Origin of the sequence: Falsiroseomonas sp. (assembly GCF_041690465.1) — a bacterium.
Lineage (GTDB): Bacteria > Pseudomonadota > Alphaproteobacteria > Acetobacterales > Acetobacteraceae > Falsiroseomonas.
The window spans coordinates 103,555-128,480 of sequence record NZ_JAWLHG010000003.1 but is presented as its reverse complement, the minus strand read 5'-3'; the positions used below and the strand labels follow the sequence as shown (position 1 = coordinate 128,480).

Here is a 24,926-nt window from a genome sequence, read left to right as displayed (position 1 = left end):
GCCGCCATGCGCCGTCTCCTCGCCGTCCTCCTCCTGCTGCTCCTCGCCCTGCCCGCGCAGGCGCAGCAGGAGATCAAGCTCTCCACCTGGAACATCGCCTGGCTGACTCTGAAGCCCGAAGGGCATCCGGACCTGCCGCGCGACCTCTACAGCCGCACGGCAGAGGATTTCGCGCTGCTGCGGCGATACGCCGACCGGCTGGACCCCGACATCGTCGCGCTGCAGGAGATCGATGGCGAAGCCGCCGCCGCGCGGCTGTTCGACCCGGCCGAGTATGTGATCCACCTCACCGGTGAGCGCGACATCCAGCGCGCCGGCTTCGCAGTGCGGCGCAGCATGCGCGTCATACGCAACCCCGACCTCGCGGAGCTCGATATCCGCCCGCGTGCGCGCTTCAGCCTGCGGCGCGGCGCCGACATCACGGTGGAGGCACAATCCGGTGCCAGGCTGCGGCTGCTGTCGGTCCATCTCGATGCCGGCTGCCGCGAGGACCCGCTGCAACCTCGCCCGCCGCGGGACTGCGAGGGCCTGGCGCAGCAGGCCCGGACCATCGCGCGCTGGGTGGAGGCGCGGCGGCGCGAGGGCATTGCCTTCGTCGTCCTCGGCGACTTCAACCGCCGCATGGGCGCGCGCGACGACTTCCTGCGCATCGTCGAGGCTGGCACTCCGCTGACGCGCCCCACCGCCGGATTTGCATCGTCCTGTTGGGGCGTCAATAGGGCCTTCATCAGCCACCTTCTGCTCGGCGGACCGGCAGCGGAGTGGCTGGTGCCAAGCAGCCTGGCGGTTATGTCCTATGCCGAGCGCGACCGCGACGCCCGCGAGCGGCTCTCCGACCACTGCCCGGTGAGCGTCCGGCTGCGCCTGCCGTGACGCCCCCCTCCTTCGCGCGTCTCACCCTGCCGCTGGCCGGGCTGAACTTCGTCAACCAGGCCTCGCGCACGCTGGTTGCCACCATCGGGCCGCTGCTGGCGGTGGAGTTCGCCCTCTCGGCCAGCGAACTCGGCCTGCTCGCCGCGATGTTCTTCGCGGCCTACGCGGCAGCGCAGCTCCCCGTAGGCCTCGCCATCGACTTCTGGGGCGCGCGGCGGGTGCAGACGGTGCTGGCGCTGGTCGCGGGCGCGGGCTTCCTGCTCTGCGCGGCGGCGAGCGGGCCGCTCGGGCTGGCGGTCGGCCGGGTGGTGACGGGGCTCGGCATCTCGGCGGGGCTGATCGCCATGCTGAAGGTGAACACGCAATGGTACCCGAAGGACAGGGTGGCGGGGCTGACCGGCCTCGGCGTCTTCGTCGGCGCCTTCGGCAGCATCGCGGCCACGCTGCCGGCGGCGATGCTGGTGCCGCTGCTCGGCTGGCGCGGCGTGTTCGCGCTGCTCGCCGGGCTGTCCGCCGCCGTCTCGCTCTGGATCTGGCTCTCGGTGCCGGATCGCGGGCCGGGGCCTGCGCCGCGCCGCCGCAGCCTGGGGGCGGAGGCGCAGGAATTCCTGCGCATCTTCGCCAACCCGGCGTTCCTGCGCATGGCCCCCGCGATCGCGCTGCTCTCGGCGATGAACTTCACCTTCCAGGGACTCTGGGCGGGGCCGTGGCTGCGCGATGTCGGTGGGCTGGACGATGCACCGCGCGCCGCGGTGCTGATGGCCTACGCCTTTGGACTGATGCTGGGCAGCGCCGGCTTCGGCCAGGCGGCCTCGCGCCTGCAGCGGCGCGGCTGGTCGCCGATGGCGATGGCCTGGGTTGCCATCGCGGGCATCATGGCGGTGCAGGTGCTGCTGATCCTGGATCCGTCGCACCATCCCGCCATGCTCGCGGCCTTGTGGTTCGCCTTCGCAGCCTGCGGCGCGGCGGGCCCGAGCGGCTATGCGGCGATCGGCCAGGGCTTCGGGCCGGAACTCGCCGGCCGCGTCGCCACCGCGATCAATGTCGCGATGCTCGTGATGGTGTTCCTGCTGCAGAATGCGATCGGCTGGATCCTCGATCTCTGGCCACGCACGGCGGCGGGCGGGTGGGACCCGGCGGGATATGGCTGGGCTTTCGTGATGACGCTTGCCTTGCAGGCGGCGAGCGTGGCGTGGATGCTGCGGACGCAACGACGCTGACACGGAGGGGGCACCGCGCGTGGACCGGCTGACCGAGAAGCTGCTCGCCCGCTACCGCGTCGAGGACGGCAAGGGCTTCCGGCTGCGCGACCACGATCCCGACGATGATGGCGGCCTGGACCGTGACACGGACGGTGCGGCGGAGATGCTGCAGAAGGGCGTGCAGTACCTCGCGACGCAACAGGACATGCTCTACGCGCAGGACCGCTGGTCCGTGCTGTGCATCTTCCAGGCGATGGATGCGGCGGGCAAGGACAGTGCGATCAAGCACGTCTTCACCGGCGTCAATCCGCAGGGTTGCCACGTCACCAGCTTCAAGGCACCGAGCGCGACCGAGCTCGACCATGATTTCCTCTGGCGCCACGTGACGGCGCTGCCAGGGCGCGGCCAGATCGGCATCCACAACCGCAGCTGGTACGAGGAGGTGCTGGTGGTGCGCGTGCACCGCGCCATCCTCGAACGCCAGAAGCTGCCGCCGAAGGTGATGACGAAGCGCCTCTTCGAGGAGCGCCTGGAGGACATCGCCGCCTTCGAGCGCTACCTCGCCCGCCAGGGCGTGGTGGTGCTGAAGTTCTTCCTGCATGTCAGCCAGGAGGAACAGCGGCGGCGCTTCCTCAAGCGCATCGATGAGCCGGAGAAGAACTGGAAGTTCAGCGCCGTCGATGTCGGCGAGCGCGAGCATTGGGCGGACTACATGAAAGCCTACCAGGCCGCGATCCGCGCCACCGCCGCACCGCATGCGCCCTGGTACGTGGTGCCGGCGGACCGCAAATGGTTCACTCGGCTGGTCGTGGCAGCCGCGATCTCCCGCGCGCTGGAGGGGCTCGGCCTGCACTACCCGGAAGTGACGCCGGCCGGGCAGAAGGCGCTGGTGCAGGCACGCGAGGCGCTGCTGGGGTGAGCCTTGCTCGCCTGCTGCGGCCGTTGCTCGCCGGCGGGCTGCCGATGCGCCTGGCCGGACTGGCGACACCACGCGCCGGCGCGACCGAGTTGCGCGGCCTGCGCTATGGCGCAGGGGAACGTGGGCTGCTCGACCTGACGCTGCCGAAGCGCGCCTTGCCCGCCACGCCGCTGCTGGCGTTCTTCCATGGTGGCGCCTGGCAGGTCGGCTCGCGCGGCCACTATGCCTTCCTCGCGCGCGCCTTCGCGGCGGAGGGGATCGCGGTGGCGCTGCCCGACTACCGCCTGTGGCCCGAGGCGCGCTGGCCGGATTTCGTGCTGGACGCCGCGCAGGCCGTTGCCTGGTTGCGCAGCGCACGGGCGCGCGCGGCGGGGGCGCCGGGAGGCCCGCTCTTCGTCATGGGCCATTCGGCTGGCGGCTTCATCGCGGCCGCGCTGGCGCTTGATCCGCGCTGGCTGCAGGCGGCCGGGCTGCGGGGCGGGCGGAAGGCGCTCTCGGGCGCCGTGCTGGTCTCGGCGCCCATCGCCTGGCAGCCACGCGACGAGCCGGTCCGCAGCATCTTCGCCGCCGCGCCGGGTGGACGCATCCAGGCGGTGCCCGACGCCACCGCACTTGCCGGCACGCCGCCGCTGCTGCTGCTGCACGGAACGGCGGACACGGTAGTGGGCGCCTTCCACGCCGACCGCCTGGCACATGCCGTAGTGCAGGCAGGCGGCCGTGCGCGGATCGAGTTGCTCGCGGGCGCAGGGCACATCGCGCCGATGGTGGCGCTGAGCGCACCCGCCAGGCGCTTCGGCGGCATGGACGATGCGGCGTGGCGCGCGGTCACGCACTTCCTGCGCGACCCGACGCACCAGGGGTAGCACCGGTGCGGCGATGCCGGAACTTCGGGTGGCCCCGCTCAAGCCGGGCGCCATCGCTCCGGCAAGTCCTAGTAGTAGCCCGGCCAGGCGACCGCGATGATGCCGAACCAGACGAGGAGCAGGAACAGCACCAGCAGCGCCGTTGCGCCGCCCGCGGGGGCTTAGCCCCAGCGCTGGCTGTAGGGCCATGTCGGCAGGGCAGCGATGATCAGGGCAAACAGGACAAGGAAGATGATGAAGCCCCACATGGCGTCGTCTCTTCCTGTTCAGGTTTGAGCGGCAAGGGCGGCCCGCCTCGCACGGGCCGCCCGGTCAATCAGCCGCCCGCGGCGTAGCCGGGGTAGGCGGGGCCATAGGGACCATAGGGATAGGTGCCCCCATAGGCCGGGTAACCGCCCCGCCAGTAGCCATAGCCACCCCAGCCCGCGCGGCCAGCCATCCGGTCGAAGTATTCCTCGGTCGCGTCGGAGACCATGCCCTCCCATTCGAGCTCGTCGGAGGCAGCTTCCATGGCCTGGTAATAGACCGGAGTGCCGCGATTGCGGCGCAGCACCTCCATGACGTGGTCGTGGTAGCGCGGGTTGATCGCGATGCGCTGCTCATCCCAGTCCCAGTCGGCACTGCTTTCGCGGCGATCATAGAAGCGCTCGACGTTCCGCGAGATGAGCCCGTAGCGATAGAGCGTGTCCGTCGCCTCCTCCATCGCGTCCCAATAGGCTTCCCTGCCCTGGTAGCGGTTCAGCGCCAGGAACACCTCGTCGGCCGCCCGGCTCAATTGAGGGCTGGCCTCGGTGCGCTGCTGCTGCGACTGAGTCCGATCCTGGGCCTGCTGGGCAATCGCAGGTGGCGATGCCCCCAGAATGGCCGCGGCCGAAGCGGCCGCCATGGATGTCCTCAACAGGAGCCAGATCCGCTTGGTCGCCATGCGTATCTCCTTTCCAAAGCTGCAGATGCCGGCGGCTCGCGCGGGCTTCGCGCGACGCCGCGCCTGCCGATGCAAACGCCGCCGCGCCCTGTCGTTCGCGGCCGTGGCGGTGACGACGGCCCGAAGCCGGTACGCTGCCAGACCTTGAAATTGCCGTGCCTCACACGCCGAAGGGGAAGGTCTCCGGCTCCCCCTTGGCGCCTGCCCCGCACAGCGGAGTGACGGCCGTCGTCTCCTCGAACCACACAAAGGCGTCGAACTGCTCGGGCAGCACGGCTTCGAAGTAGTGGCTCTGCCGCTCCGTCTCCGGCCGATAGATGACGCCGATCGCCCGCTCCAACCGCGGCGTGGAAAGCGCATCGCGCAACTCGCCCGCGTGCGGCCCCGCCAGCGGCGTGAGCGAGCGTGCCGGCGCACCGGCGCGGAACAGCGCCTCATGGCTGTCGCGTCGCACCGCGCGCACGCGCATCACCTCCATTGCCCCGCCCCAGTCCTGCGCGGCCGCGACCGTGCCGCGATCCGTGCCGAAGCCGATCAGCGCCGCCTCCTCGCCGAAGGCGGTCCGGCAAAGCTCGCCGATGTTGAACTGGCCCTGCCAGCCCATCTCGGTGGCGGCGGCATTGCCGATATGGCTGTTGTGCGCCCAGACCACCGCCCTGGCGTCCGGGCCACCATGGTCCAGCAGCGCACGGAGCGTGTCGAACATGTGCCGGTCCCGCAGGTTCCAGCTCTCGGTGCCGCTGCGGTACATCAACCGGTAGTACTGCTCGGCGGAGCGCACCACGCGGGCGTTCTGGCGGGCGTCGAACAGCTCCTCGCCATCCTCTGCCATCCGCCGCAGGCGTTCGTCCAAAAGGGCACCGAGTTGCGCGACCGCAGCCGCCTCGCACGTGTCCTGCGCGCCCATCAGCACCGCGCGCCCGTAATCCTGCGGGCTCTGCTGCCAGGGCGTCAGGCAGCCATAGCGACGCCGCGCGGCCTGCGCCGCCTCCGGGTCATTGGCGTCGAGATAGCCCAGCACCGATCCGATGGAACCGCCGAGCGAGTAGATGTCGAGGCCCCGGATCGCCGCGCGGCGCGCCGGCGGCTGGCCGAGGTTCCACTCCCGCAGCCAGCCGGTGAACGCGCGCGTCTCCGCGTTGCGCCACATCCAGGAGGGGAACCGCGCGAAGGGCGCGTCGGCGCCGTCGTCCGGCGCAGCCGGGCGGTCGCGGACCCAGCGATCGAGCTGCGTTGCGTCCGGCCAGTCCGCCTCCATCGCCACGATGGTGAAGCCGTGCCGCTCGACCAGGCGGCGCGTGATGGCGGCGCGGGCGCGGTAGAACTCGCTCGTGCCATGGGTGGCCTCGCCCAGCAGCACGACACGCGCGCCGGCGAAGCGGTCGAAGCAGGCGCCGAACGCCTCGGCCTCGCCGGGATCGGGCAGCGGCTCGGCCGCGGCGCCGATCAGGCGGGCGAGTTCCGCCTCCTCCCGCCCGCCCGTGTCAGGGCCGGTCTGCTGGCGCGGTGCCATGGTGCGGATCCTCCTGTGCCGCGCGCGGGGCTTGCGCCGCGCGTCCTTGCGGTGGCCGGAGCGGCGTGGCGCCGGGATCCGGGCAGCGGCGGCGGCGGTCCGGGCCTGCCCGGCGGCGAGAGTGGCGGGATGTCCGGTGGCGGCGAGGGCGTCGGCTGGATCGGTGACGGCGGCCCCGGATCGGGTCGCGGCGGAGGCGCAGGATCGGAGCCTGCAGCCTCGACTGCGGCAGGTCCGCGGGTACGCCGAAGGGCAGCGTGTCTCGTCATCATGTCCGCTCCGCTGCTTGTTCTTGCCCTCACGCGCAGAAGCCGGAGAGGCTGCTCGTGGTTGACGAAGGTCATGGCTGGCCACGCCCCCGGCCGATGCGCGGCACGAACCAGTCGCGTGCGTGGACCACCACCGCCTCCAGCGTCCCGGCCTCCTCGAACAGGTGGCTTGCGCCCTGCACCACCCGAACCTCCGCCTCCGCGCCGAGTTGCGCGGCCGCTTCGCGGTTCAGTGCCAACTTCAGGCCGCGGTGCTGCCGGGTGCTCCGCTCGCGGCGTCGTTCGCCGGGCCGGCCGGCCAGATCTGCCGGATATGCAGCGGCAGCGCCTCGATGACCTTCGCCACCTGGCCCGGATCGACGTGGCGCGACAGCGTGCGTAGCACGGCACGCGTCGCATCGCGCGTGTTCACCGGGCGGCCGGTCCCGTCCATCCGCTCCGAGATCCTCTCCAGGAACTCGTCCAGCGAGCGGATCCGCTCGGGCTGCGCCGCGACATGCCACTGGTCGTAGTACCGGCCGCGGACGAGCAGCGGGAGTTGGGCGCCGAGATGCGTCGCCAGTTCGATCGGCAGACGGTCCCGCAAGGTCATCAGGACCGCACCGAGGGCATGCCAGGCGACGCGCCGGTCGGGCCCGATCTCTTCCATGATCTCGTCGAGCCAGATGTTCGTCGTCTGAAGGGTCTTGTCGAAGACCTCGAGTCCGGTGGCTGCCATGACGTGTCTCCGGAAGTCGGCGCGACCTGCGGCGCGTGCCTGCGCCCGGCAGGGATATGGGCGTCGAACGGGCATGGCGGGCGGCGTTTCCCCGCCGCCGGGCGGAAAGGGTACGGTGCCGGACAATGGCGCCGCGCCGGCTCGGTCCATGATGTCCGCACCGACCGCCTCCGCCTGGCGCGCCACGGCCTCGTAGCGCGAGCGGATGATGCGGTGGCAGTCGCAGGCGACGGCCTCCAGCCGGTCCGGCGCGGCGATGACGATGCTGCCCCATCGCTGGGCGAGGATCCCGGCGGCCTCCAGCCGGCCGAGCGCGACGGTGACGCTGGCGCGACGCACGCCGACCAGGCGCGACAGCAGGGCGTGGGTGAGCGGAAGCTCGTCCCGGCCGAGGCCGTCGCGAGCCTGCAACAGCCAGCGTGCCAGGCGATGCTCCAGCGCGTGCCGTGCGGCGCAGGCACCGTTCTGCGCCGCCTGCACGAGCACGGCATGCGCGTAGCGCAACAGATGCCGGCGCAGCACCGGTCGCTCCTCGAATGCGCGGCGCAGGTCGCAGGCCCTGATGCGCAGGCCGCTGCCGCCAACCTGCACGACACGGCGGAACGAGAAGCTCTCGCCGCCGAGCAGGGTGGAGAGGCCGACGACGCCCTCGCGCCCGATGAGCCAGGCCTCGACCTCCTCCCGCTCACCCGTCTGGGCGAGGACGGAGACGAGCCCCTCCTCGACGAAGGTGAGGTGCTCGATCGGCTCCGCGCGCCAGTTGAGGACCTGCCGCGGCCGCAACGCGATGGGGTCGAGCCGCGGCGCGAGGTAATGAAGCTCTGCAGGCGGGAGGCCGGCGAGAAGCCGGTTCGAGAATGCCATGTCGTCTCCGCGAGAGCGCAATCGCCGCCGGCTGGCGTGCGCCGCCTCGCGCCCGCGGGATACCGGTTCAACTCCGGGTGGCGTCTTGGTTCAGCAGCCCGGAAGGCCGCCCGGACACATGACCGGGAATGACAAGTCACCTTCTGGACGCTGGCCGCAAGCCGCCCAACCATCCGCTCCAGCGCCGCGGTCCGCGCCTCGTAGAGCTCGATGAGGTCCGCCGCTTCGGCCTCGTCGTGGAACTCGCCGCGCTCGTACTTCTCGACCCGGATTCGGATCAGCTCGCGACAGACGTCGTGGCGGCGCGCCAGGCCGTGCAACGGCGTGCCGCCCGCCAGGAACTCCTGCGCAAGCTGCCGCCTGGACGCGATCGGATAGGTCCGCTGCCGGGCCATGCTCGTCCGTCATGGCCCGGGAGACCCGTCAAACCTCAGCGCCACACCGGTGTCGACTTGCACCTCGGCACACCGGGTGAGTGCATGAGGATCCCCGACGCCTTCAAGCCGGGCGCGGCAGGCCCGCCATGGCTTCAATCACCGCGCAGACTGCCGCCGTATCCTGTGCACCGAAGCCTGAGGCCACGGCCGCATTGAACAGAGGGACGGTGGCCGAGAAGACCGGCGTAGGGCACGCCAGCGTCGCGGCGAAGTCCGAAATCGCGCGCATGTCCTTCCGCCAGAGTTCGAGAGGCATCGTCTCGATCCGGTCATAGCGGTCCTCGATCAGCATGCGCCCGCGCACCTGCAGCGCGCGGGATCCGCCAGCGCCATCCGCGACCACCTCGAACATCTGCGCGGGATCGAGACCGGCCTTGCGCGCCAGGGCGAAGGCCTCGCCGGCAGCCGCCGTATGAATCGCGACGAGCAGATTGGCGACGAACTTCATCTTCGTGCCGTTGCCGAACACCCCCAGGTGATGCGGCGCGCGGGAGAAGCCGCGGAAGGCCGGAAGGCAGGCCTCGTAGGCCTCGCGCGGGCCGCTCGCATAGACGAGCACGTCCCGCACCCGCGCCTGGCTGCCGGAACCGGAGAGCGGCGCATCAAGCATCGTGATGCCGGCCTCCTCCAGCACGCGCCGCGCCCGCTCCTTGTCCTCGAGCGGGAAGGTGCTGGTCTCGGCCAGGAAGCGGCAGCGGCCGGGGGCGGCGGCAATCTCGCCGACCACCGCATCCAGGGCGGCGGTGGAGGGAAGGCAGGTCAGCACGATCCCGGCACCCGCCGCGACCTCGGCGGCGGAGCCCGCCGGACGCCCGCCGGCCTCCGCGAAGCCGCGCACCGCTTCGGCCGAGATGTCATGGCCTAGTACGATGAAGCCCGACTCCACCATGTTCCGGCTCATCGCCGAGCCCATGATTCCGAGGCCGATCATCCCGATCGGCCCGCTCTGCTCCGTTGCGGACATCGCCCCTCCGCGCCTCAGCCTCTGCGCCCGGACCAGTAGCCCGGCATCTCCACGCCGTCGCGCCCGCCCCAACCCTCTGCCGCAGCCTGATCATAGACCGCCAGCGTGCGCTCGGCGACGGGCAGGTCGAAGCCGCGCGCGCGCGCCTCCTCCACCATGGTGCGCAGATCCTTGCGCATGCCGTCGCAGTCGAAGGTGGCGGAGCCCGGATCCTGCCCCGCCAGCGCCTTTGCCACCGCACCGCCGCGCGCCTTCAGGACGTTCGGCCCGCCGGAGGTATCGGAGAAGAGCTCGACGAGCCAGGCGGGATCGCGGCCCAGATGCCGGCACAGTGCATAGGCCTCGCCCATCGCCTGCCAGTAGACGGTCAGCGGCAGGTTGATGGCGAGCTTCATGCTCGCCCCCGCGCCGACCGGGCCGACATGCTCCACCCGGCGGCAGAGCTGGTCGAGGATTGGCCTGGCGCGCGCGAAGGCATCCTCCTCGCCGCCCGCGAGGCCGATCAGCTTGCCCTGCAGCGCGGGGCCGACGGTGCCGCCGACCGGGCATTCGACGAAGGCCCCGCCGGCCGAGGCGACCTTCCCCGCCAGCGCGATCTCCGTCTCCGGCCGCACCGTGCTCATCTCAATGAACAGCTTGCCCGCAGGCTCGCCCGCCAGCAGGCCGGCAGGGCCGCCGTAGACGGCATCGATCGCGGCGGCATCGGTGAGGATGGTGATCACCGCCTCCGCACCGCGCACGAGCTCCGCCGCACTCGCGGCCTCCCTGGCGCCGGCGGAGACCAGCGGCCCGGCCTTGCCAGGCGTGCGGTTCCAGACGGTGACTTCGTGCCCCTGCTCCAGCAGCCGCTTCGCGATCGCCGAGCCCATGCGGCCCAGCCCTGCCACGCCGATCCTCATTGCTCTCGCACTCCCCGTTCGGGCGCAGGCCGCGCCCTCTTCCTAGAGCCCATAGATGCGCGCCGCCGAATCGTGCAGCACGGCCCGCCGCCCGGCAGCATCCAGATGGGCCAGGCACTCGCGCATGGTCCCGACCAGCTCGCCATAGGTGGTCCAGAGGCTCTCGATCGGGAAGTTGCTGCCGAACATGCAGCGCCCGGGACCCAGCATGGCCACCGTTTCCTCCACCACCGGGCGCCAGAGCGCGACGCTGCAGGCGCGTTCGAAGGTGCCTAGGCCGGAGAGCTTCGTGACCAGGTTCGGGCAGGCCGCGAGCTGCCGCATGCCGGCGCGCCAGGCCGCCCAGCCGGCCGGGCTGCGATCCTCGAGCATGCCGGCATGGAGGAGGATGAAGGTGATGTCCGGGAAGTCGTGCGCCAGCGCGACCGCGTCGCGCATCTGGCCCGGGAAGACCTGCAGTTCGAAATGCAGGCTGCGCCGGCCGACCTCGGCAAGGCCGCGGCGCCAGGCGGGGTCGTTCATCACGTCCGGCCGCGGAGCGAAGCGGTAGAGCGGCTTCTCGTGCCAGTGGATCTGCTGGCGCACCGCACGCAGCCGGCCGCCTGCCGCATCCAGGGCGCGATCCAGCACCTCGCCAACATCCGGCGCGGCAAGATCGGCGAAGCAGGTCATGGCGTGCGGGAAGCCGCTGCGCTCCGCCGCCTGCCGGGCGAAGGCGACCTCCTCGACCTCGCCGCCCGATGCGACGTTCACCTGGACGAAGACGGATTTCACCACGCCGGCCGGCCGTGCATCCGCCAGGTAGTCCTCGATCGTGTAGTCGCGCCGAAGCGGCTCGTAGGCACCGAAGATGCGCGGCACCGGCGGGCCGGCGAGCCAGGGCGTCGCCGCCAGCCGCCAGATGTGGTGGTGGGAGTCGATGACGGGCTCGCTCATGCTTCGCTCCGCACGCCCATGATGCGGTCGAAGAAGCGTTCACGCTCCAGCGCCGCCAGCGGCTCCATGGCCACGACCTCCTCCGGCCGCACCAGGCGCGGGGCGGCGCCGACGCGACGCAGCAGGTCCGCCGCAGTCCGCATGCCCTCGAGGCTCGGGAACATCATGCCCCCCATCAGCCGCGCGAACAGCACCCAGGTGTCCGAGAGCACCTGCCTGTCCGTCTCGCCGCAGTATTTGCGCAGCACGCCGATGCCGAAGCCGGGATCGGTGCGGAAGCGATGGACGCCTGCGCAGAAGGCGCCGACATATCGCCGGACGAGCTCCGGTCTTGCCTCCAGCATGCGGCGGGTGGTGGCGGCGCAGCTGTTCTGGACCGCGACGTCGAGCCGGGCGAGGTCCTCCACGAGCGTCCAGCCGCGCTTCGCGGCCTGGAAGGGCTCCGGCGCATGCATGATGGCCGCGTCCACGCGCCTCTCGTCGAGCAGGAGGTCGAGCCGCGGCCCGTCCGCGCCGACCACCACGATCTCGGCGTCCCGCCCGGGATCCCAGCCCCAGCGCTCGAACGCCATGACGATCGCGCATTCGTCGGCATCGCCGCGCGCGGTGACGCCCCAGCGCGCGCCGCGCAGCCTCTCGAGGCTCGTGATGCCCGGCCGCGCCGAAACCTGCTGCGCGCTGCGCGAGATGGCGGAGGCGACGACCACGGCGTCGCCGCCATGGCGCAGATTGGCGAGGATCAGCTCGCCGCCCACCGAGTTTGTGAAGTCCACCTCGCCGGCGAGCAGCGCGGCGAGCGAGCGGGGATGGCCGTGGTACGGCACCATCTCCGGCTCCAGTCCCTGCTCGCGGAAGAAGCCGCCCTCGATCGCGGCGAAGACGGGCGAGAGCCCCGCCCCGCGATGGGCGACGGCGATCCTGACACGGTCCATCGGTGCCTCCCTGCCCTACTTCAGCCCGCTCAGCCCGAAGCCGCGGGTCACCCAGCGCTGCAGCGCGACAAAGAGGAGGAAGACCGGGATCGTGGCCAGCACGGCGATCGCCATCTGCTCCGTCGGCGGGTTGCCGTAGTATTCGCCGAACTTCACCAGTCCGAGCGGGAAGGTGCGATACTCGTCCTTCGATACGACCGTGAGCGGCCAGAGGAACTGATCCCAGCTATCGCGGAACGCGAAGACGGCCAGCACCGCGAGCGCCGGCTTGCATTGCGGCACGACGACGCGCCAGAGGATGCGCATCTCGCCCGCCCCGTCGATGCGCGCGGCCTCGATGTAGTCGGACGGCACCGCCAGGATGGCCTGGCGCATCAGGAACACGCCAAAGGCATCCACCAGCAGCGGGCCGAAGATGCCCTGGTAGGTGTTCATCCAGCCGAGATTGTAGATCACGAGGAAGGTGGGCACGAGCGTCACCTCGAGCGGCAGCATGAGCGTGCTCAGGATGAGGAGCAGCGCGAAGCGGTCGCCGGGAAACCGGAACTTGGCGAGGCCGTAGCCCGCCAGCGTGCAGAACACGATGTTGCCCGCCGTCACCGCAAGGGAGACGACCCCGCTGTTGAGGAAATACGTGGGGAAGTCGGCTCGCGACAATGCGTTCGGGTAGTTCTCCGGATGCAGGACGGAGGGGATCCACTCCGTCGTCAGCTGGAACATCTTCTCGCCGGCCTGGAAGCTGGTCGTCGTCATCCAGACGATCGGCAGCACGAACAGGAACGCGATCGCGGCCAGCAGCGCGGCACCTGCCCAGCGGCGCAGCGCAAGAAGCTGCGTCCGGCCGGATGGTGCGGCGGCTCCGGCCGGGTTCATGCGAGCCCCCTCTCGTTCCGCATGAAGATGCGCATCTGCAACACGGTGAAGACCAGCATGATGGCGAAGAGCACGACCGAGATCGCGGCCGCCTCCCCCATCTTCATGTAGGAGAAGCCGGTCTCGTAGATCAGCATCGACAGCACGCGCGTCGCGTCACCGGGCCCGCCACCGGTCATGATGTAGGGCATCAGGAAGATGCGCGAGGACAGCAGGGCCGAGACGACCACGACGAAGAAGATGGTCGGCATCAGCAGCGGCAGCGTGATATGCAGGAAGCGCCGGATCGCGCCGGCCCCGTCGATCTCGGCCGCCTCGTAATAGTCGCGCGGTATGGCGAGCAGCCCGGCGAGGTAGACCACCATGAAGTAGGGCGCGAAACGCCAGGCCGTGACGGCGATGATGGCCGGCATGGCCAGATCCTCGTCGGTCAGCCAGTCCATGCGGCCGACGCCGAACGGGGCGAGGAGCTGATTCACCAGGCCGAAAGGATGCAGCAGGAAGCGCCAGACCAGGGTGACCGCGATGATCGGCATAAGGTTGGTCAGGAACATCACCGCCATGCAGGCGCGCGCGCCAGGCACCGAAGTGTTGATCGCCAGCGCCAGGCCGAGCCCCACCAACGCGATCAGCACCGTGGATCCCGCGATGTAGACGAAAGTGTTGACGAGGCTCGCGCGGAACACCGGGTCCTCCGCCAGCCTCTCGTAGTTCTCGAGGCCAACCCAGTCGGGTGTCGAGACCATGTCGAAGGAGGTGAAGCTCAGCTCCACTGCCCATAGCATCGGGCCGAACTTGAAGGCGGCGAAGAACAGCAGGGTAGGCAGCACGAAGGCGAAGCCGATCAGCTGCAGCCGGCGCCCATAGCGCAGGCCGAGGCGCGTCCGCCGCCGCGCAGGGATCTCCTGCTGCCCGGCGGGCGCAGTGGCCTGGGAGAGGCTGGCTTGGCTCATTGGCATCGGTCCTCGCTCGATCGCCGGGGCGGCGGCACGTCGCCGTGCCGCCGCCGGTAGCAGCGCGTCAGCCGCGGCGCGCGCGTTCCGAGGCGCGGTCCACCGCGGCCGCGATGGCGTCCAGCGTCTCCTTGATGTCGGCGCGGTTCAGCATGATGCGCTGCACCCCGCGGTGCACCTGGTCCGCGAGCTCGTTGTACACGGTGCTGCGCGGCAGCAGCACGCCCTCGTCGCGCGCCTTGATGATCTCGTTGACGTGCGGGAAGGCCTGCACCGCCGGGTTGTCCGCCCAGCCGGACTTGCGCGCCAGCGGGAAGGGTGCGGCATCGGCCCAGGCATCGGCCGGATCGCTCATCATGAAGCGGTACATCTCCTGCAGCATCTCCTGCCGCTCCCGCGGGGCCCGGGCGTTGACGACCAGGTTGAAGCCGTAGGTGGTGGAATAGCCGCGGCCGCGCTGCACCCCGGGATACTGCACCGGGCGGTAATAGCCCTCCTCCTGCATCCGCGGGTTCTGCGAGATGATCGCCGCCGGCGGGATCGGGTGATTGAGGAACATCGAGCACCGCTCCCGCAGCCAGTCCATCATCGGCAGCGGGTTGGTCGCAATGGTGTCCGCCGGATCCTCCGCGCCATACTGCCGCGCGATGGAGGCCCGGATGGTCATCGCCCGCTGGCCCGCCTCGCTGTTGATCACGCAGCGCCCCTGATCGTCGAACCACTTCGCGCCGCACTGGTGCACGATCGCGTTCAGGTGGATCATCGTCCACTGCGCCGCATGCATGGCGAACTTGAAGCCCTGCCGCTGGAAGCGCTCGCCGTCGCGAATCGTCAGGCGCCGGGCCACCTCGCCGAGCTGCTCCCAGTCCTGCGGCCAGTCGCGCTCGGCGTCGAGGCCGACCTCGCGGAAGTGCTTCGTGTTGAGATAGTTGCAGAACCCGTAGAACCACAGCGGATAGCCATAGACTTCACCGCCCTGGGTCGCACCCTCGACGAAGGCGGCGGGGAAGTCCGTGTTGAAGGCCTCCTTGCTGTCGTATCCGAGCCGGCGCACGTCGAGCGGCGCCAGCAGTTCGCGCGACAGCCAGGTCGGCATGAACCAGTCCTGGCTGACGAAGCCGTCCGGGGCGGTGCCGGTCGCAAAGCCGACGCTCAGCTTCTGGCCGAGATCGCCGAAGGGGAAGTACTGGAAGTCCACGCGGACGTTCGGATTGCGCTCGGTGAACATCCGCACACGCTTGTGGATCCAGGGGCGCTGCTGCGGGTTCTCGAAGGTCCAGAAGCTGAGGTTCATCGTCCCCCGCCCCTGCGCCAGCACCCGCCTGCCGAGGCCGAGCCCGGCCAGCGCGACGCCCGTACCCAGCAGCATCTCGCGCCGGTGCAGCCGGGCCGCCGCCGAGGTTGTGGTCGCCTGCGTCGTCTTGCTCATGGTTCCTCCTCCCTGCTTTGCGATTGGTCAGTCCCGACCGGCGCGCGTCCAACCGCGACCGGCATCGCCCAGTCCTTCGCTGCCCTCCGGGGTCACCACCACGGTGTCCTCGAGCTTCACGAAGCCGCGCCGCGGATGCTGCAGCGTCGTCTCGACCGAGAGCACCATCCCGGCCTCCAGCGGCGCATTCTCGTTGTGGCCGGGATAGGGAACGGGCCCGCGCCCCGTCAGCCACGGCGCTTCGTGCTGCACCAGGCCCATGCCATGCGCCAGGAATTCGAGGTGTGCACGATGCGGCGAGGCGGCGACGCCGGCGAGCCCGGCCTCCTGCACCGCGCCGCCCAGGACGCCGGCCCGCACGACGGCGCGCGCCTGCGCCTGGATCTCCTGCACCGCGCCGAGCAGGTCCTGCAGCTCCTGGTCGGGCTCGCCGAGGATCGCCATGCGGCAGAGGTCGCCGATATAGCCGTGGTAGTTGCCGCCGGAGTCAAGCGAGAGGATGTCGCCCTCCGCGATGCGCTCGGGCGACGGCGCGCGGTTCAGGCTGCTGCCGGCGGTGACGAGACAGTATTCGAAGGCAAGGCCGCGGCGCACCTCCTCGAGGCGCAGCCGCTCCGCCAACTGCGCCTTCGTCATACCCGGGGCGCAGGTGCCGAAGGCGGCCAGCATGGAGTCCACGACGCGGTCCGACGCAGCGCGCAGCATGGCGATCTCGAGCGGGGTCTTCACCGCCCGCAGCCGCTCTAGCACGAGCCGCGCATCCACCAGCGCGCCGAACGCGGCGTCCAGCACGCCGGCGGCGTCGGCAGGCAGGTGGGCGGGTTCCACCCCGATGCGCTTCGGCGGTCCCGGCATGCGCGCGAGATGGGCACGCGCACGCTCCATCGCGTCCACTGTTCCCCAGCTGACGGTCTCGATCTCCGGCGCCCAGATGCGGCCCTGCTCGAGCTCGTAGCGCTCCAGCCGGTTCCCGATGTAGGTGGTGAGCTCCGGCCGCGCGCGGCAATAGACCACGGCGGGCAGGTAGCGGCTGAGCCCGATGGCGTCGCGCCCCTGGAAGAAGAAGAAGTAATAGCCACCGAGCAGGTACTGCACGCTATGGCGCGACGTGGCGACCAGGGCGTCGAGGCCGGCCTCCTCCATCAGCGCGTCCAGCCGCGCCGTGTCGAAAGGTGCGATGCCGCGGCGCGGAGGCGGGAAGGCCGGCAGGCTGCCGTCGCGATCAGGCATGGCGCCGGGGGTGTCGCGCGTCATGTCGTGCATGCCGGGTCTCCGACCTCGTGCTCCGCGGGCAGGCGGGCGCTGATCTCGATGACGCGCTCGGCGCGCAGGCCGAGCGCCGGGTCGGTCCAGGGCGCTTCCAGCCGCCGCTCGATGAAGGCGCCGAGGCGCTGGCCGAGCCGAACCGCGGCGATCCCTGCCGGCATGCGCAGCGCCTGGTAGCGGGCGAGCGCACGCTGCACATCGGGCTCCTGCGACAGGCTCTCGGCGAGCGCCGCGGCGTCCTGCGCCGCCTTCAGCACGCCGATGCCGACATGCGGCCGCGCGACGAAGGCGGCATCGCCGACCAGCGCGATGCGGCCGAAGGCGATGCGGCGGCTCTCCACGTCGTAGATCGGCTGGATCATGAGCTGGGTCGCACGCTGCACCGCCTCGTGGAACGGGGCGGGCAGCAGCGCCGCGGCGCGGCGGCGCAGCGTCTCCCCATGGCCCGGTCGGATCAGCGGGGGCGGTATGGAGAATTCGTGCCGCCGCCCGGCGGCGTCGGTCAGCAGATCCGCAAGCTCCCCGTCCTCGTCCACGGGGTAGTACCAGAGGAAGTTGTACCTGCGGCGGCCGGGCGTGAGGGAATCGTCGCTGCCCGCCACGCAGTAGCCGATGAACTGGCTGCCACCGGGGAAGATGAAGGCGTAGCGCTCGAATACCTCCGAGCGGAAGCGCTCCGAGAGTTCGCTCTCCTCGACGAGCCCGCGCCAGGCGACGTAGCCGGCGTAGCGCGGCCGAACCTCGGGCGCGACCTGCGCGCGGACGGTGGAGCGGAAACCGTCGGCGCCGACCACGAGGTCCGCCCTCACCTCATGCCCATCGGCCAAGCGCAGCAGAGCGCCCTCGGGCCCGTCCTCGATGGCCGCAACCTCCCGCCCGCCATGGTAGTCCGCAGGCGGGAAGGCGGACTGCAGCGCGTTGAAGACGCGCGCCCAGGACGTCAGCACCTGCGGGTAGTGGAAATAGGCGAGGCGCCGGCCGCTGCGGTCATAGGCGGTCCGGCCGTCCACGCGCCCACCGCCCGGGCCGCTCAGATGCGCCCCTGCGGCGGTGATCAGGGCTTCGAGTTCGTCATGCATCGCGATGCCGGCGCCGCGGGACTGCAGACCTTCCGCGACACGCTCGAACACCGTGACATGCCATCCGCGCCGCGCGAGCAGGTTCGCCGCGAAAAGCCCGCCCACCGAGCCGCCGACCACCGCCGCCGTACGCAGCCGGACCGCTTGCGACAACCTCGTGCCCGATGCGTCCACTGCGCGCCTGCCGCTCAACCGAGGCCGATGTGGGCCGTACGCGTATCGCCGACGGGCGCTTCGGCGCTTCCTGGCACTGTCTTCCTCCCGGCGCCGACGCGGGCGTGCCGCGAGCGCTCTTTCAGCTGGCCCGGCGGTGCTGCCGGAACTCTTGCTGAAGGAACTCTGCGCGCCTCCGGGTCTGCAGCGCAAATGCTATCGCCCTATACGGGCTATAGTGCTGCGCTATACCCCCGCGAGACTGCCGGCCGTGCGGAGCAGTTCCTGCTCCACCACCTCGATGAACCGCTGTGCGGCCAGGGAGGGCGGCCGCTCCGGCACGTGCAGGGCATAGATGTCGGATGTCAGGTTGGACGGCTCCGCCACGGGATTCAGAAGAAAGCGGCCCGCGCGGGCCTCCTCTGCCACGGCGATGCTCGGCAGCAGCGTTGCCCAACCCGTCGCTTCGACCAGGCGCAGCGTGGCGCCAAGCCCGTCCACCTCCATCACCCGCGCGGGCGCGATCTGACCAGACTTCACATGCCTATCCAGCACCCGGCGCAGCGAATGCTGGCCTGAAGGCAGGATCAGCTTGAGATCGGTCAGATCTGCCAGCCGGCAGGGCTCACCCGGCCGCAGGCCGCGGCTCGCCGGGCCGGAAGCGAGCACGATACGATCGCGCAGCAGCAGCCGCAGCTTGAGGCTGGTCTGCGGAGCGGGCCGGTTGCAGACGGCGAGGTCGAGCTCACCATCGATCACCAGCCGCGCGAGCGTCCCGCTATAGGCCTCCAGTATCTTCACCTCCACCCGCGGGTAGGCATCGAGATAGCCATCGAGCAGGCCGGCGATCGGGCCGCGGCAGATCGATGGCATCAGGCCCACGCGGATCGTGCCGGCGATGGTGCCACCGAAATCCAGCATCTCTCGCCGCATCCCCTCGAGGTCGCGCAGGATGCCGGAGGAGAGCGTGTAGAGATGATGTCCGGCCGGAGTTGGCTGCACACCCTGGGCAGAGCGGTCGAATAGCCGCACAGACAGCTCGGCCTCAAGCTGGCGGAGCTGCACGGAAAGGGCGGGTTGCACCACCTTCTCGCGCGCGGCGGCCCGGCTCAGGCTGCCTTCCTCGTAGACGGCGACGAAGTAACGGATCTTCCGCAGGTCGAGCGGCATCTATCCTCCCCGGCCAGGGCCGCGCCGGAAAGGCTGTCGGAACCGCCCCGCCGAGGCAAGACGCTGCGCGCCATCAAGCTACTCCGGCCAGACGCCGCCTTGGGGATGCGTGCTGCCCTGCGCTCCTGCGCAGCGGTTTGAGGGCGCATGTTCAACGCACGGAAACCCAGGCGTCTTGATCTGCTGGTCGTGGGTGACGGCGGCGGAAGACTGCTCGTCCACACATCGCCTTCCGCCATTGTCCCCACGACCGGGGACGTCGCCCAGACCGGCGCCGTCGCAAAGATCCACGCCCGAGGGGAGCGCTGTCATTGCGTCGCGCTCCGCATGCGGCACGCCGCACGGCGCCCGGCGACACGTCACTGACGCTTCTGCCGCGAGGCGCGCGATTAAGGGTCCCGCAACGGAACGCCTGCTACCAGCCAGTTGCCCGGGCGCTTGCCGGGACCGCACCGGACGCCTCGGACAGAATGACCGTGTCAGCATGACCGTGACTTCGCACGAAGACACCGCGCCCCACAGCACGCCCTGGGCGGCCGGTGGCTGGCACGCGCGCTCTCGTGCCGCAATGCGGCGCCTCGCGCTGCCCGCGCTCGGCTTCACCTGCGGCCTCGCCGCAGCCGGGCCGCTCCTGGGTGGCGGCCTGCGTGCCGGGCAGGCCGGCGCGCAGGCCGGCGCGATTGCGCCGCCGATCGGCGCGATGGAGGCCGCGCTCGCCGAGGCCGCTGCGGCGACGGAGCGCGCCGAGGCCCTCGTCCGCCGGATCGAGCAGGCGGAGACGCTGCGCGGGCCGCGGGGTGATCGCTTCATCGCCGCGGCGCTGCTGCTGCAGGCGGCCGTCGCCACGCCACGGCCGTGGCTGCGCGAATACCAGGCGCTCGCCAGCCTCGCCCCGCCCGGCGCGCTGCCCGCGCCGCTCGCCGAGATGCTGCTGAGCCACGCCGCGCGCGGCCTGCCGACGAACGCCGAGTTGCGCGAGCGCTACGCGGCGCTGATGCCGCAACTGCTGGCGCGCGCGCCGCGCGACGAGGACGTGTTCGGCCGGACGCTGGCGGCCGTGCGCAGCACCGCCGCCGGAATCGGGCTGGCCGCCCCGCCCTCGCCCTCGAACCAGGAACAGGCGATCGCCGGCGTTGCGCAGCAACTGCGCCGCGGCAACCTCGCTGCGGCCGTCGCCGATGCCTCGGCGCTCGATGCCGCACTTCAGCCGCTGCTTGCCGGCTGGCTTGCGCAGGCCTCCGCGCGACTCGCTGTCGAGCAGGCCATCCACGAAACGCTGCTTCGCGCCTTGCTCGCGCCGGGGCAGCCGGCATGACGAATCCGCTGCGGCTCCGCCCGCCGGCATCCAGAAAGGAGGCTTCCTTGCGTCAACTCGTCCTCGCCCTGGCCGCCGGCGGCCTTGCGCTGGCCGGCGTCGCCGCCGACGCCGCTGCGCAGACCGCGATGACGCTGCGCGACCGCCTGGTCGTGGTCAGCTCCGCCTCCTCGGCGGGCCTGACGCAGCTGCTGACACGCAACTTCACCGAACGCTTCGCTGGCGTGGTGCCGCCGGCGACCGAGGCCGTCGGCTCGGCCGCCGCGCTCGAGCGGTTCTGCACCGGCATCGGCCCGCAGACGCCGGACCTCGCGATCGTCACCCGTCGCATGCCGCGCGCCATGGTGGAGAACTGCAGCGCCAACGGCGTGCGCGACATCGTCGAGGTGCAGATCGGCCTGGGCGCCGTGGTGCTCGTCACGCGGCGCGGCGAGGCGATGCCCGCGCTCAGCTCGCGCCAGGTCTGGGAGGCGGTCGCCGCGGAGCGCCCGGTGGACGAGGAGTTCGTCCCCAACACAACGCGCTTCTGGTCCGACATCGCGCCCGGCCTGCCGCGCAGCGAGATCCGGGTGATCGTGCCGGACCATGGCGCCGGCACGCGCGCGCTGTTCGACGACCTCGTGATGGAATCCGGCTGCCGCTACGTGAAGGAGATCAGGCTGCTCTTCGAAGCGGCCTATCGGCGCGGCAAATGCGTCAATTCGCGCATCGATGGCCGCCTCATCGCGGTGCCGAGCGACCACGTCGTGGCGGCGCTGCTCTCCGCACCGCCGGGCACGATTGCGGCGATGAGCTACGACCAGCTGGTTTCCAGCGGCGGCAACCTGGTGGCGCTGGCACTCGACGGCACGCCGCCCACGGCGGCGACCATCGGCTCGCTCGACTACGGCCCGGTGCGCACCTTCTACCTCTACGCCAAGCGGCAGCACAGCCGCAGCCAGGACGGGGTGGGCGTGGTGCGCGGCATCCGCGAGTTCCTGCTGGAAGCCACGGGCGAGCAGGCCGGCGGTCCGGGCGGCTACCTGACGGCCGCCGGGCTCCTGCCGCTGATGCCGGCCGACCGCGCCGCGCAGCGCCGCATCGCCGAGCATTCCACCGTGATGTCGCGCTGAACCGCCCGCCGCAACCCGCCAACGGAGCCCGCACCGATGAACGCCAAGGCCATCGCCCTCGCCATCCTGCTGGCCGCGCCGCTCGCGGCCGGCGCGCAGAGCCTGCCTGCCGGCAGCCAGCCACACTCCGTCATCCCGGCGCCGCTGCAGGACCTGCCCTCCGACGACAGCGTGATGGCACGCGCGGAGCGGCTCTGGAGCGGGGTGATGGACGCCTTCGGCTTCGGCTTCGGCACGGGATCCCTCACGCGCGGACACGTGGCGCTGCAGCACCAGCAGCAGGCGCGCGACGACTTCGCCTGGCTGATGGACATCGCCGGCTACAAGCTGAAGGAGATCGAATCCTCCGTCAGCCTGCTGCCGAGTCTCTCCCTGACCTTCGGCCAGGCGCGCGAGCTGACGGAAGCCGACCGCGAATACGTGGAGCGCATGCTGGAGCGCCACGCCCTGCGCAATCCCGGCCCGCTCGCCGCAATGCAGCGGACCATCGTGCGCGGCGTGATGGATGCCGGTGAGCTCGGGCACTTCGCGGTGGACAAGGTCGAGGTGGATCTCTTCCCGCTGCCGCGAGTGAAGTTCCAGCTCACGCCGAGCGACGCGCCGCTCGGCATCGAGGCGAGCCGCATCCTGCGGGCCATCGATCGGCTGAACCAGCGCGTCACGTCCATGGCCCAGCGGCAGGCGGGCACGGGCAACGGGCGGCAGCTGCTGGAGCTGCCGGCGCCGGAAGCGCCGCCGCTGGTGCCGGCGACGATCGGCCACTGATCCCCTTCAACATCCGCCGCGCCAGCAGGGCGCGCAGCGCAACAGGCAGGATGCCCGATGACCGCCACCGACCAGACGGCCCGCAGCCGCTTTGCCGAGCTGGTGAAGCTGCAGATGCAGGGCCGCCGCTTCCTTGATCGCGAGCAGGAACGCAAGCTGCTCGAGGAAGGGCTCACCCGCTACGGCCTGACGCTCGAGGAAGCGAGCGGCATGCTCCGCGGCGCGGCGCAGGAGGACGCGATCGCGCTCGAGGGCGAACTCGGCGCAGCGTCGCGCGAACTGCTCAAGACCTTCGCCGACCGGCGTGCCCGCGTCGCGCAGGGCGACTTCGGCCGCGCGGTGGCCTTCTACCGCGCCCGCGCCGGCGGCGGCATCACCGAGGCGGAGGCGAAGCGGCGCGTGAAGCGGCTGATGGAGGAACTCGACCTGAAGCCGCGCCCGGCGGGCTGGGTGCTCCGTTCCCGCCGTTGGTACCGCGCGATCGAGGCATGACCCACCCCCGAGGAGGCTTCCCATGACACGCATTCTCGTTCTGCTCGCCCTGCTGGTGCTGGCGCTGCCGGCAGCGGCGCAGTCGCCGGCCGCCGCGCCGCCGCCCGCTGCTCCCGCGATGGCGCCCACCGCTGCGCCCAATGCGGTCGAGGCGGCGTTGCCCGGGATCACCGCCGGCCATGCCGCGGCCCTCGGGGCCGGGATGTTCGTCGGCGCCATGGCGGGCTCCGCGCTCATCAATGGCGGCGCGGTGGCCGCGCTGGTCGGCGCGGCGGCGGGGCTGACCATCGGCCATTGGTACTGGACCGAGCGCCCCGACGAGACCGACTGAGCCGGCGCGCCGGCCGCGCAGAACGCAGCGCGCCGGCACGTCGACCGCCCCTCGAAGCGCCGCGGAGGATCCCGGCCTTGGACTTGTTGCTGCCCCACGGGCTCGCCACCCTGCCGGCCTGGCTCGGCATCCTGCTGACCGTCGCGGCGCCTGTGCTGCTGGCGCTGCTGCTCGGCCAAGTCATGTACGCGCTGTTCACGCCGGCCGAGTTCCAGGCCAATGCGGTGGTCGGCGCGGTCAAGTACGGCTTCGTCGTCGAAATCTACGCGGCGGTGGCGGCGCTGACGCTGGTTGGCGCCTGGGACATCTACCAGACCGCGCGCGACACGCTGCAGAAGGAGGCCTCGGGCCTCTACATGCTGGCGCTCGCCGTCGACACCTATGACGGCGAGCGGTTTGCACCGGTACGTGCCGAGATGCGCGGCGCGATCCGCGACTACGCCGCCGCGGTGGTGTCGCAGGATTGGCCGGCGATGCAGGCCGGCACGCCCTCCAGCGGGTCCGACGCCGCCTTCCAGAGGCTGACCCGCGCCTTCCTCGACCCCGAGGGCGAGCGCACGGCGCAGCAGGTGCTGCAGCAGAAGACCGCCGACTGGCTGGGCCAGGTGGCGGAGGCGCGGATCGCGCGGCTGTCGGTCGGCTCGCGCACGCTGTCGGGGCTGATCTGGGTGCTGGTGATGACCGTCTCGGTCTCGGCGATCGCCTTCCAGTGGTTCTTCGGCGGCGCCAGCGCGGCGATGCACTACGCGATGGCGGCGGTGATCGCGGTGATCGTCGGCACGGTTCTGCTGGTCGCGATCAAGCTCGCCTTCCCCTATGTCGGCGAGCCGCCGATGCTTACCCCGGCGCCCTTCCTCTCGATGATGGACCTGCGCTGATGGCGGTCTCATCCCCCGTCACTGACGTGCCGACGCACGTCATGCCTCGAGCGCCGGCGTCGTGCCGAAGGCATGCCTGCGTCGCGACGCCCGCCGCAGGTGAGGATCCGGTGCGCTCGGCATCAGTGAGCGGCGCACCGCGCGTAGCGCCAGCGCTGGAACAGCAAAAGCGCCAGCGCGAAGAGCCAGAAGCCGAGCTGCGCCGCCAGCCAGGCCAGCAGATGCGCGGTGTAGTGCAGTTGCACCATCGAAAGCAGGACCAGCAGCAGGAAGGCCGCGAAGGCGCGCAGCCGTGTCCTGCCCCGCCACAGCCGACGAGCGAGTACGCCGCCGCAGGCGAGCCCCGCCAGGGCGATCCAGGCCGCCGCCGTTGCGGTGCCCTGCAGGGCAAAGAGGGCTGCGGGCAGGGCCTGCAGCGCCTCGGCGCGCGGCAGCGCATGCTGGCCGAGCAGTTCCCCGAGACCGATCGCCCAGGGACCTTCGGCCGCGAAGATGCGGGCGGGGTGGAAGATCGAGGGATCCGGCGCTGCGGCCAGCAGCCCGGCGCCCGCCACGGTGCCGGTGCCGAGCGCAAGCAGCCGCAGCAGCGGCACCGCCTCGGCATCGCGCGGCGCCGCCATGTCATGGGCGGCGAGGCCAAGGCGCAGCAGCGCGACCGCCAGCAGCAGTGCCGCCAGCATCGCGAAGCCGTCCAGAAGCAGTTCGAGAAGGCCGGATGCCATGGTCGCCGGATAGGACGTGCGGCGTTAACGCGACGTTCATGGCGCGGCGTCGTCGTCGCGCTGGCGCTGCTTCT

25 protein-coding genes and 1 pseudogene are annotated in these 24,926 nt (G+C 71.2%); 10 read left to right on the top strand and 16 right to left on the bottom strand.

The annotated features are described in order from the left end of the window. Positions 1 to 6 precede the first annotated feature (6 nt). From ACESM1_RS04495 to ACESM1_RS04480, 4 genes are read left to right on the top strand one after another with little or no spacing between them, the layout of a single operon-like run. Positions 7 to 873: an endonuclease/exonuclease/phosphatase family protein gene (locus tag ACESM1_RS04495; protein ID WP_372618116.1), complete on the top strand. Its 867-nt coding sequence runs from the start codon at positions 7 to 9 to the stop codon at positions 871 to 873. Continuing rightward, positions 870 to 2,093, top strand: coding sequence for an MFS transporter (locus tag ACESM1_RS04490; RefSeq protein WP_372618115.1), 1,224 nt, complete (start codon positions 870 to 872; stop codon positions 2,091 to 2,093). The genes ACESM1_RS04495 and ACESM1_RS04490 overlap by 4 nt, the downstream gene beginning before the upstream one ends. A 19-nt stretch (positions 2,094 to 2,112) precedes the next feature. Continuing rightward, positions 2,113 to 2,994, top strand: a complete 882-nt coding sequence (locus ACESM1_RS04485) for a polyphosphate kinase 2 family protein (RefSeq protein WP_372618114.1) — start codon at positions 2,113 to 2,115, stop codon at positions 2,992 to 2,994. Further along, positions 2,991 to 3,857, top strand: coding sequence for an alpha/beta hydrolase (locus ACESM1_RS04480; RefSeq protein WP_372618112.1), 867 nt, complete (start codon positions 2,991 to 2,993; stop codon positions 3,855 to 3,857). Before ACESM1_RS04485 ends, ACESM1_RS04480 begins: the two co-directional genes overlap by 4 nt. A gap of 161 nt (positions 3,858 to 4,018) precedes the next feature. On the opposite strand, the gene ACESM1_RS04475 is transcribed toward ACESM1_RS04480, so the two are convergent. From ACESM1_RS04475 to ACESM1_RS04405, 15 genes and pseudogenes are all read right to left on the bottom strand, one after another. Continuing rightward, a complete protein-coding gene (locus ACESM1_RS04475; protein WP_372618561.1) occupies positions 4,019 to 4,105 on the bottom strand; it encodes a DUF3309 family protein in 87 nt (28 codons plus the stop codon). 68 nt (positions 4,106 to 4,173) lie between these two features. Next, complete coding sequence (locus tag ACESM1_RS04470) at positions 4,174 to 4,632, bottom strand: hypothetical protein (protein WP_372618110.1); 459 nt, start codon at positions 4,630 to 4,632, stop codon at positions 4,174 to 4,176. Between the two features lie 310 nt (positions 4,633 to 4,942). Next, a complete protein-coding gene (locus ACESM1_RS04465; RefSeq protein ID WP_372618109.1) occupies positions 4,943 to 6,295 on the bottom strand; it encodes an erythromycin esterase family protein in 1,353 nt (450 codons plus the stop codon). Positions 6,296 to 6,635: 340 nt separating this feature from the next. Continuing rightward, on the bottom strand, positions 6,636 to 6,803 hold the full coding sequence (locus tag ACESM1_RS04460) for a hypothetical protein (protein WP_372618107.1): 168 nt from the start codon (positions 6,801 to 6,803) through the stop codon (positions 6,636 to 6,638). 2 nt (positions 6,804 to 6,805) lie between these two features. Continuing rightward, entirely contained in the window at positions 6,806 to 8,146 is a 1,341-nt protein-coding gene (locus ACESM1_RS04455) for a DUF2267 domain-containing protein (protein WP_372618105.1), read from the bottom strand. Between the two features lie 498 nt (positions 8,147 to 8,644). Then, positions 8,645 to 9,547, bottom strand: a complete 903-nt coding sequence (locus ACESM1_RS04450; RefSeq protein WP_372618103.1) for an NAD(P)-dependent oxidoreductase — start codon at positions 9,545 to 9,547, stop codon at positions 8,645 to 8,647. 14 nt (positions 9,548 to 9,561) lie between these two features. After that, positions 9,562 to 10,452, bottom strand: a pseudogene (locus tag ACESM1_RS04445) (NAD(P)-dependent oxidoreductase); the annotation flags it as partial. A 36-nt stretch (positions 10,453 to 10,488) separates the two neighbouring features. After that, positions 10,489 to 11,382, bottom strand: coding sequence for an amidohydrolase family protein (locus ACESM1_RS04440; RefSeq protein ID WP_372618101.1), 894 nt, complete (start codon positions 11,380 to 11,382; stop codon positions 10,489 to 10,491). After that, the gene (locus ACESM1_RS04435; protein ID WP_372618099.1) at positions 11,379 to 12,314 is read right to left on the bottom strand and encodes an ABC transporter substrate-binding protein; all 936 of its coding nucleotides are present in this window, start codon (positions 12,312 to 12,314) and stop codon (positions 11,379 to 11,381) included. The genes ACESM1_RS04440 and ACESM1_RS04435 overlap by 4 nt, the downstream gene beginning before the upstream one ends. Positions 12,315 to 12,329: 15 nt before the next feature. Then, positions 12,330 to 13,187, bottom strand: coding sequence for a carbohydrate ABC transporter permease (locus tag ACESM1_RS04430; protein ID WP_372618097.1), 858 nt, complete (start codon positions 13,185 to 13,187; stop codon positions 12,330 to 12,332). Further along, the gene (locus ACESM1_RS04425; protein ID WP_372618095.1) at positions 13,184 to 14,140 is read right to left on the bottom strand and encodes a carbohydrate ABC transporter permease; all 957 of its coding nucleotides are present in this window, start codon (positions 14,138 to 14,140) and stop codon (positions 13,184 to 13,186) included. Before ACESM1_RS04425 ends, ACESM1_RS04430 begins: the two co-directional genes overlap by 4 nt. 67 nt (positions 14,141 to 14,207) lie before the next feature. Then, a complete protein-coding gene (locus ACESM1_RS04420; protein WP_372618093.1) occupies positions 14,208 to 15,569 on the bottom strand; it encodes an ABC transporter substrate-binding protein in 1,362 nt (453 codons plus the stop codon). Between the two features lie 27 nt (positions 15,570 to 15,596). Beyond that, a complete protein-coding gene (locus ACESM1_RS04415; RefSeq protein WP_372618091.1) occupies positions 15,597 to 16,832 on the bottom strand; it encodes a M24 family metallopeptidase in 1,236 nt (411 codons plus the stop codon). Then, positions 16,820 to 18,067: an FAD-dependent monooxygenase gene (locus ACESM1_RS04410; RefSeq protein ID WP_372618089.1), complete on the bottom strand. Its 1,248-nt coding sequence runs from the start codon at positions 18,065 to 18,067 to the stop codon at positions 16,820 to 16,822. The genes ACESM1_RS04415 and ACESM1_RS04410 overlap by 13 nt, the downstream gene beginning before the upstream one ends. 246 nt (positions 18,068 to 18,313) lie before the next feature. Continuing rightward, positions 18,314 to 19,237 (bottom strand): LysR family transcriptional regulator, encoded by a 924-nt coding sequence (locus tag ACESM1_RS04405; RefSeq protein ID WP_372618086.1) that lies wholly within the window; start codon positions 19,235 to 19,237, stop codon positions 18,314 to 18,316. Between the two features lie 484 nt (positions 19,238 to 19,721). Between ACESM1_RS04405 and ACESM1_RS04400 the strand changes: the two genes are divergently transcribed. From ACESM1_RS04400 to ACESM1_RS04375, 6 genes are all read left to right on the top strand, one after another. Then, positions 19,722 to 20,552, top strand: a complete 831-nt coding sequence (locus tag ACESM1_RS04400; RefSeq protein WP_372618084.1) for a hypothetical protein — start codon at positions 19,722 to 19,724, stop codon at positions 20,550 to 20,552. Between the two features lie 47 nt (positions 20,553 to 20,599). Beyond that, positions 20,600 to 21,664: a PstS family phosphate ABC transporter substrate-binding protein gene (locus ACESM1_RS04395; protein WP_372618082.1), complete on the top strand. Its 1,065-nt coding sequence runs from the start codon at positions 20,600 to 20,602 to the stop codon at positions 21,662 to 21,664. A 36-nt stretch (positions 21,665 to 21,700) separates the two neighbouring features. After that, complete coding sequence (locus tag ACESM1_RS04390; RefSeq protein WP_372618080.1) at positions 21,701 to 22,429, top strand: hypothetical protein; 729 nt, start codon at positions 21,701 to 21,703, stop codon at positions 22,427 to 22,429. 57 nt (positions 22,430 to 22,486) lie between these two features. Continuing rightward, complete coding sequence (locus ACESM1_RS04385; RefSeq protein ID WP_372618079.1) at positions 22,487 to 22,921, top strand: hypothetical protein; 435 nt, start codon at positions 22,487 to 22,489, stop codon at positions 22,919 to 22,921. A 22-nt stretch (positions 22,922 to 22,943) separates the two neighbouring features. Then, positions 22,944 to 23,252: a hypothetical protein gene (locus tag ACESM1_RS04380; RefSeq protein ID WP_372618077.1), complete on the top strand. Its 309-nt coding sequence runs from the start codon at positions 22,944 to 22,946 to the stop codon at positions 23,250 to 23,252. Between the two features lie 83 nt (positions 23,253 to 23,335). Beyond that, complete coding sequence (locus ACESM1_RS04375) at positions 23,336 to 24,130, top strand: DUF4239 domain-containing protein (protein ID WP_372618075.1); 795 nt, start codon at positions 23,336 to 23,338, stop codon at positions 24,128 to 24,130. Between the two features lie 122 nt (positions 24,131 to 24,252). Here the strand turns inward: ACESM1_RS04375 and ACESM1_RS04370 are convergent, their stop codons facing one another. Further along, entirely contained in the window at positions 24,253 to 24,852 is a 600-nt protein-coding gene (locus ACESM1_RS04370; protein WP_372618073.1) for a hypothetical protein, read from the bottom strand. Positions 24,853 to 24,926: the final 74 nt, after the last annotated feature.

Bases quoted from the DNA above. Each gene is read 5' to 3' on its own strand.
- ACESM1_RS04495 (WP_372618116.1), top strand. From the start codon at position 7: ATGCGCCGTCTCCTCGCCGTCCTCCTCCTGCTGCTCCTCGCCCTGCCC.
- ACESM1_RS04475 (WP_372618561.1), bottom strand. From the start codon at position 4,105: ATGTGGGGCTTCATCATCTTCCTTGTCCTGTTTGCCCTGATCATCGCT.
- ACESM1_RS04465 (WP_372618109.1), bottom strand. From the start codon at position 6,295: ATGGCACCGCGCCAGCAGACCGGCCCTGACACGGGCGGGCGGGAGGAG.
- ACESM1_RS04455 (WP_372618105.1), bottom strand. From the start codon at position 8,146: ATGGCATTCTCGAACCGGCTTCTCGCCGGCCTCCCGCCTGCAGAGCTT.
- ACESM1_RS04450 (WP_372618103.1), bottom strand. From the start codon at position 9,547: ATGTCCGCAACGGAGCAGAGCGGGCCGATCGGGATGATCGGCCTCGGA.
- ACESM1_RS04440 (WP_372618101.1), bottom strand. From the start codon at position 11,382: ATGAGCGAGCCCGTCATCGACTCCCACCACCACATCTGGCGGCTGGCG.
- ACESM1_RS04435 (WP_372618099.1), bottom strand. From the start codon at position 12,314: ATGGACCGTGTCAGGATCGCCGTCGCCCATCGCGGGGCGGGGCTCTCG.
- ACESM1_RS04430 (WP_372618097.1), bottom strand. From the start codon at position 13,187: ATGAACCCGGCCGGAGCCGCCGCACCATCCGGCCGGACGCAGCTTCTT.
- ACESM1_RS04425 (WP_372618095.1), bottom strand. From the start codon at position 14,140: ATGAGCCAAGCCAGCCTCTCCCAGGCCACTGCGCCCGCCGGGCAGCAG.
- ACESM1_RS04420 (WP_372618093.1), bottom strand. From the start codon at position 15,569: ATGAGCAAGACGACGCAGGCGACCACAACCTCGGCGGCGGCCCGGCTG.
- ACESM1_RS04415 (WP_372618091.1), bottom strand. From the start codon at position 16,832: ATGCACGACATGACGCGCGACACCCCCGGCGCCATGCCTGATCGCGAC.
- ACESM1_RS04405 (WP_372618086.1), bottom strand. From the start codon at position 19,237: ATGCCGCTCGACCTGCGGAAGATCCGTTACTTCGTCGCCGTCTACGAG.
- ACESM1_RS04400 (WP_372618084.1), top strand. From the start codon at position 19,722: ATGACCGTGACTTCGCACGAAGACACCGCGCCCCACAGCACGCCCTGG.
- ACESM1_RS04390 (WP_372618080.1), top strand. From the start codon at position 21,701: ATGAACGCCAAGGCCATCGCCCTCGCCATCCTGCTGGCCGCGCCGCTC.
- ACESM1_RS04385 (WP_372618079.1), top strand. From the start codon at position 22,487: ATGACCGCCACCGACCAGACGGCCCGCAGCCGCTTTGCCGAGCTGGTG.
- ACESM1_RS04380 (WP_372618077.1), top strand. From the start codon at position 22,944: ATGACACGCATTCTCGTTCTGCTCGCCCTGCTGGTGCTGGCGCTGCCG.
- ACESM1_RS04370 (WP_372618073.1), bottom strand. From the start codon at position 24,852: ATGGCATCCGGCCTTCTCGAACTGCTTCTGGACGGCTTCGCGATGCTG.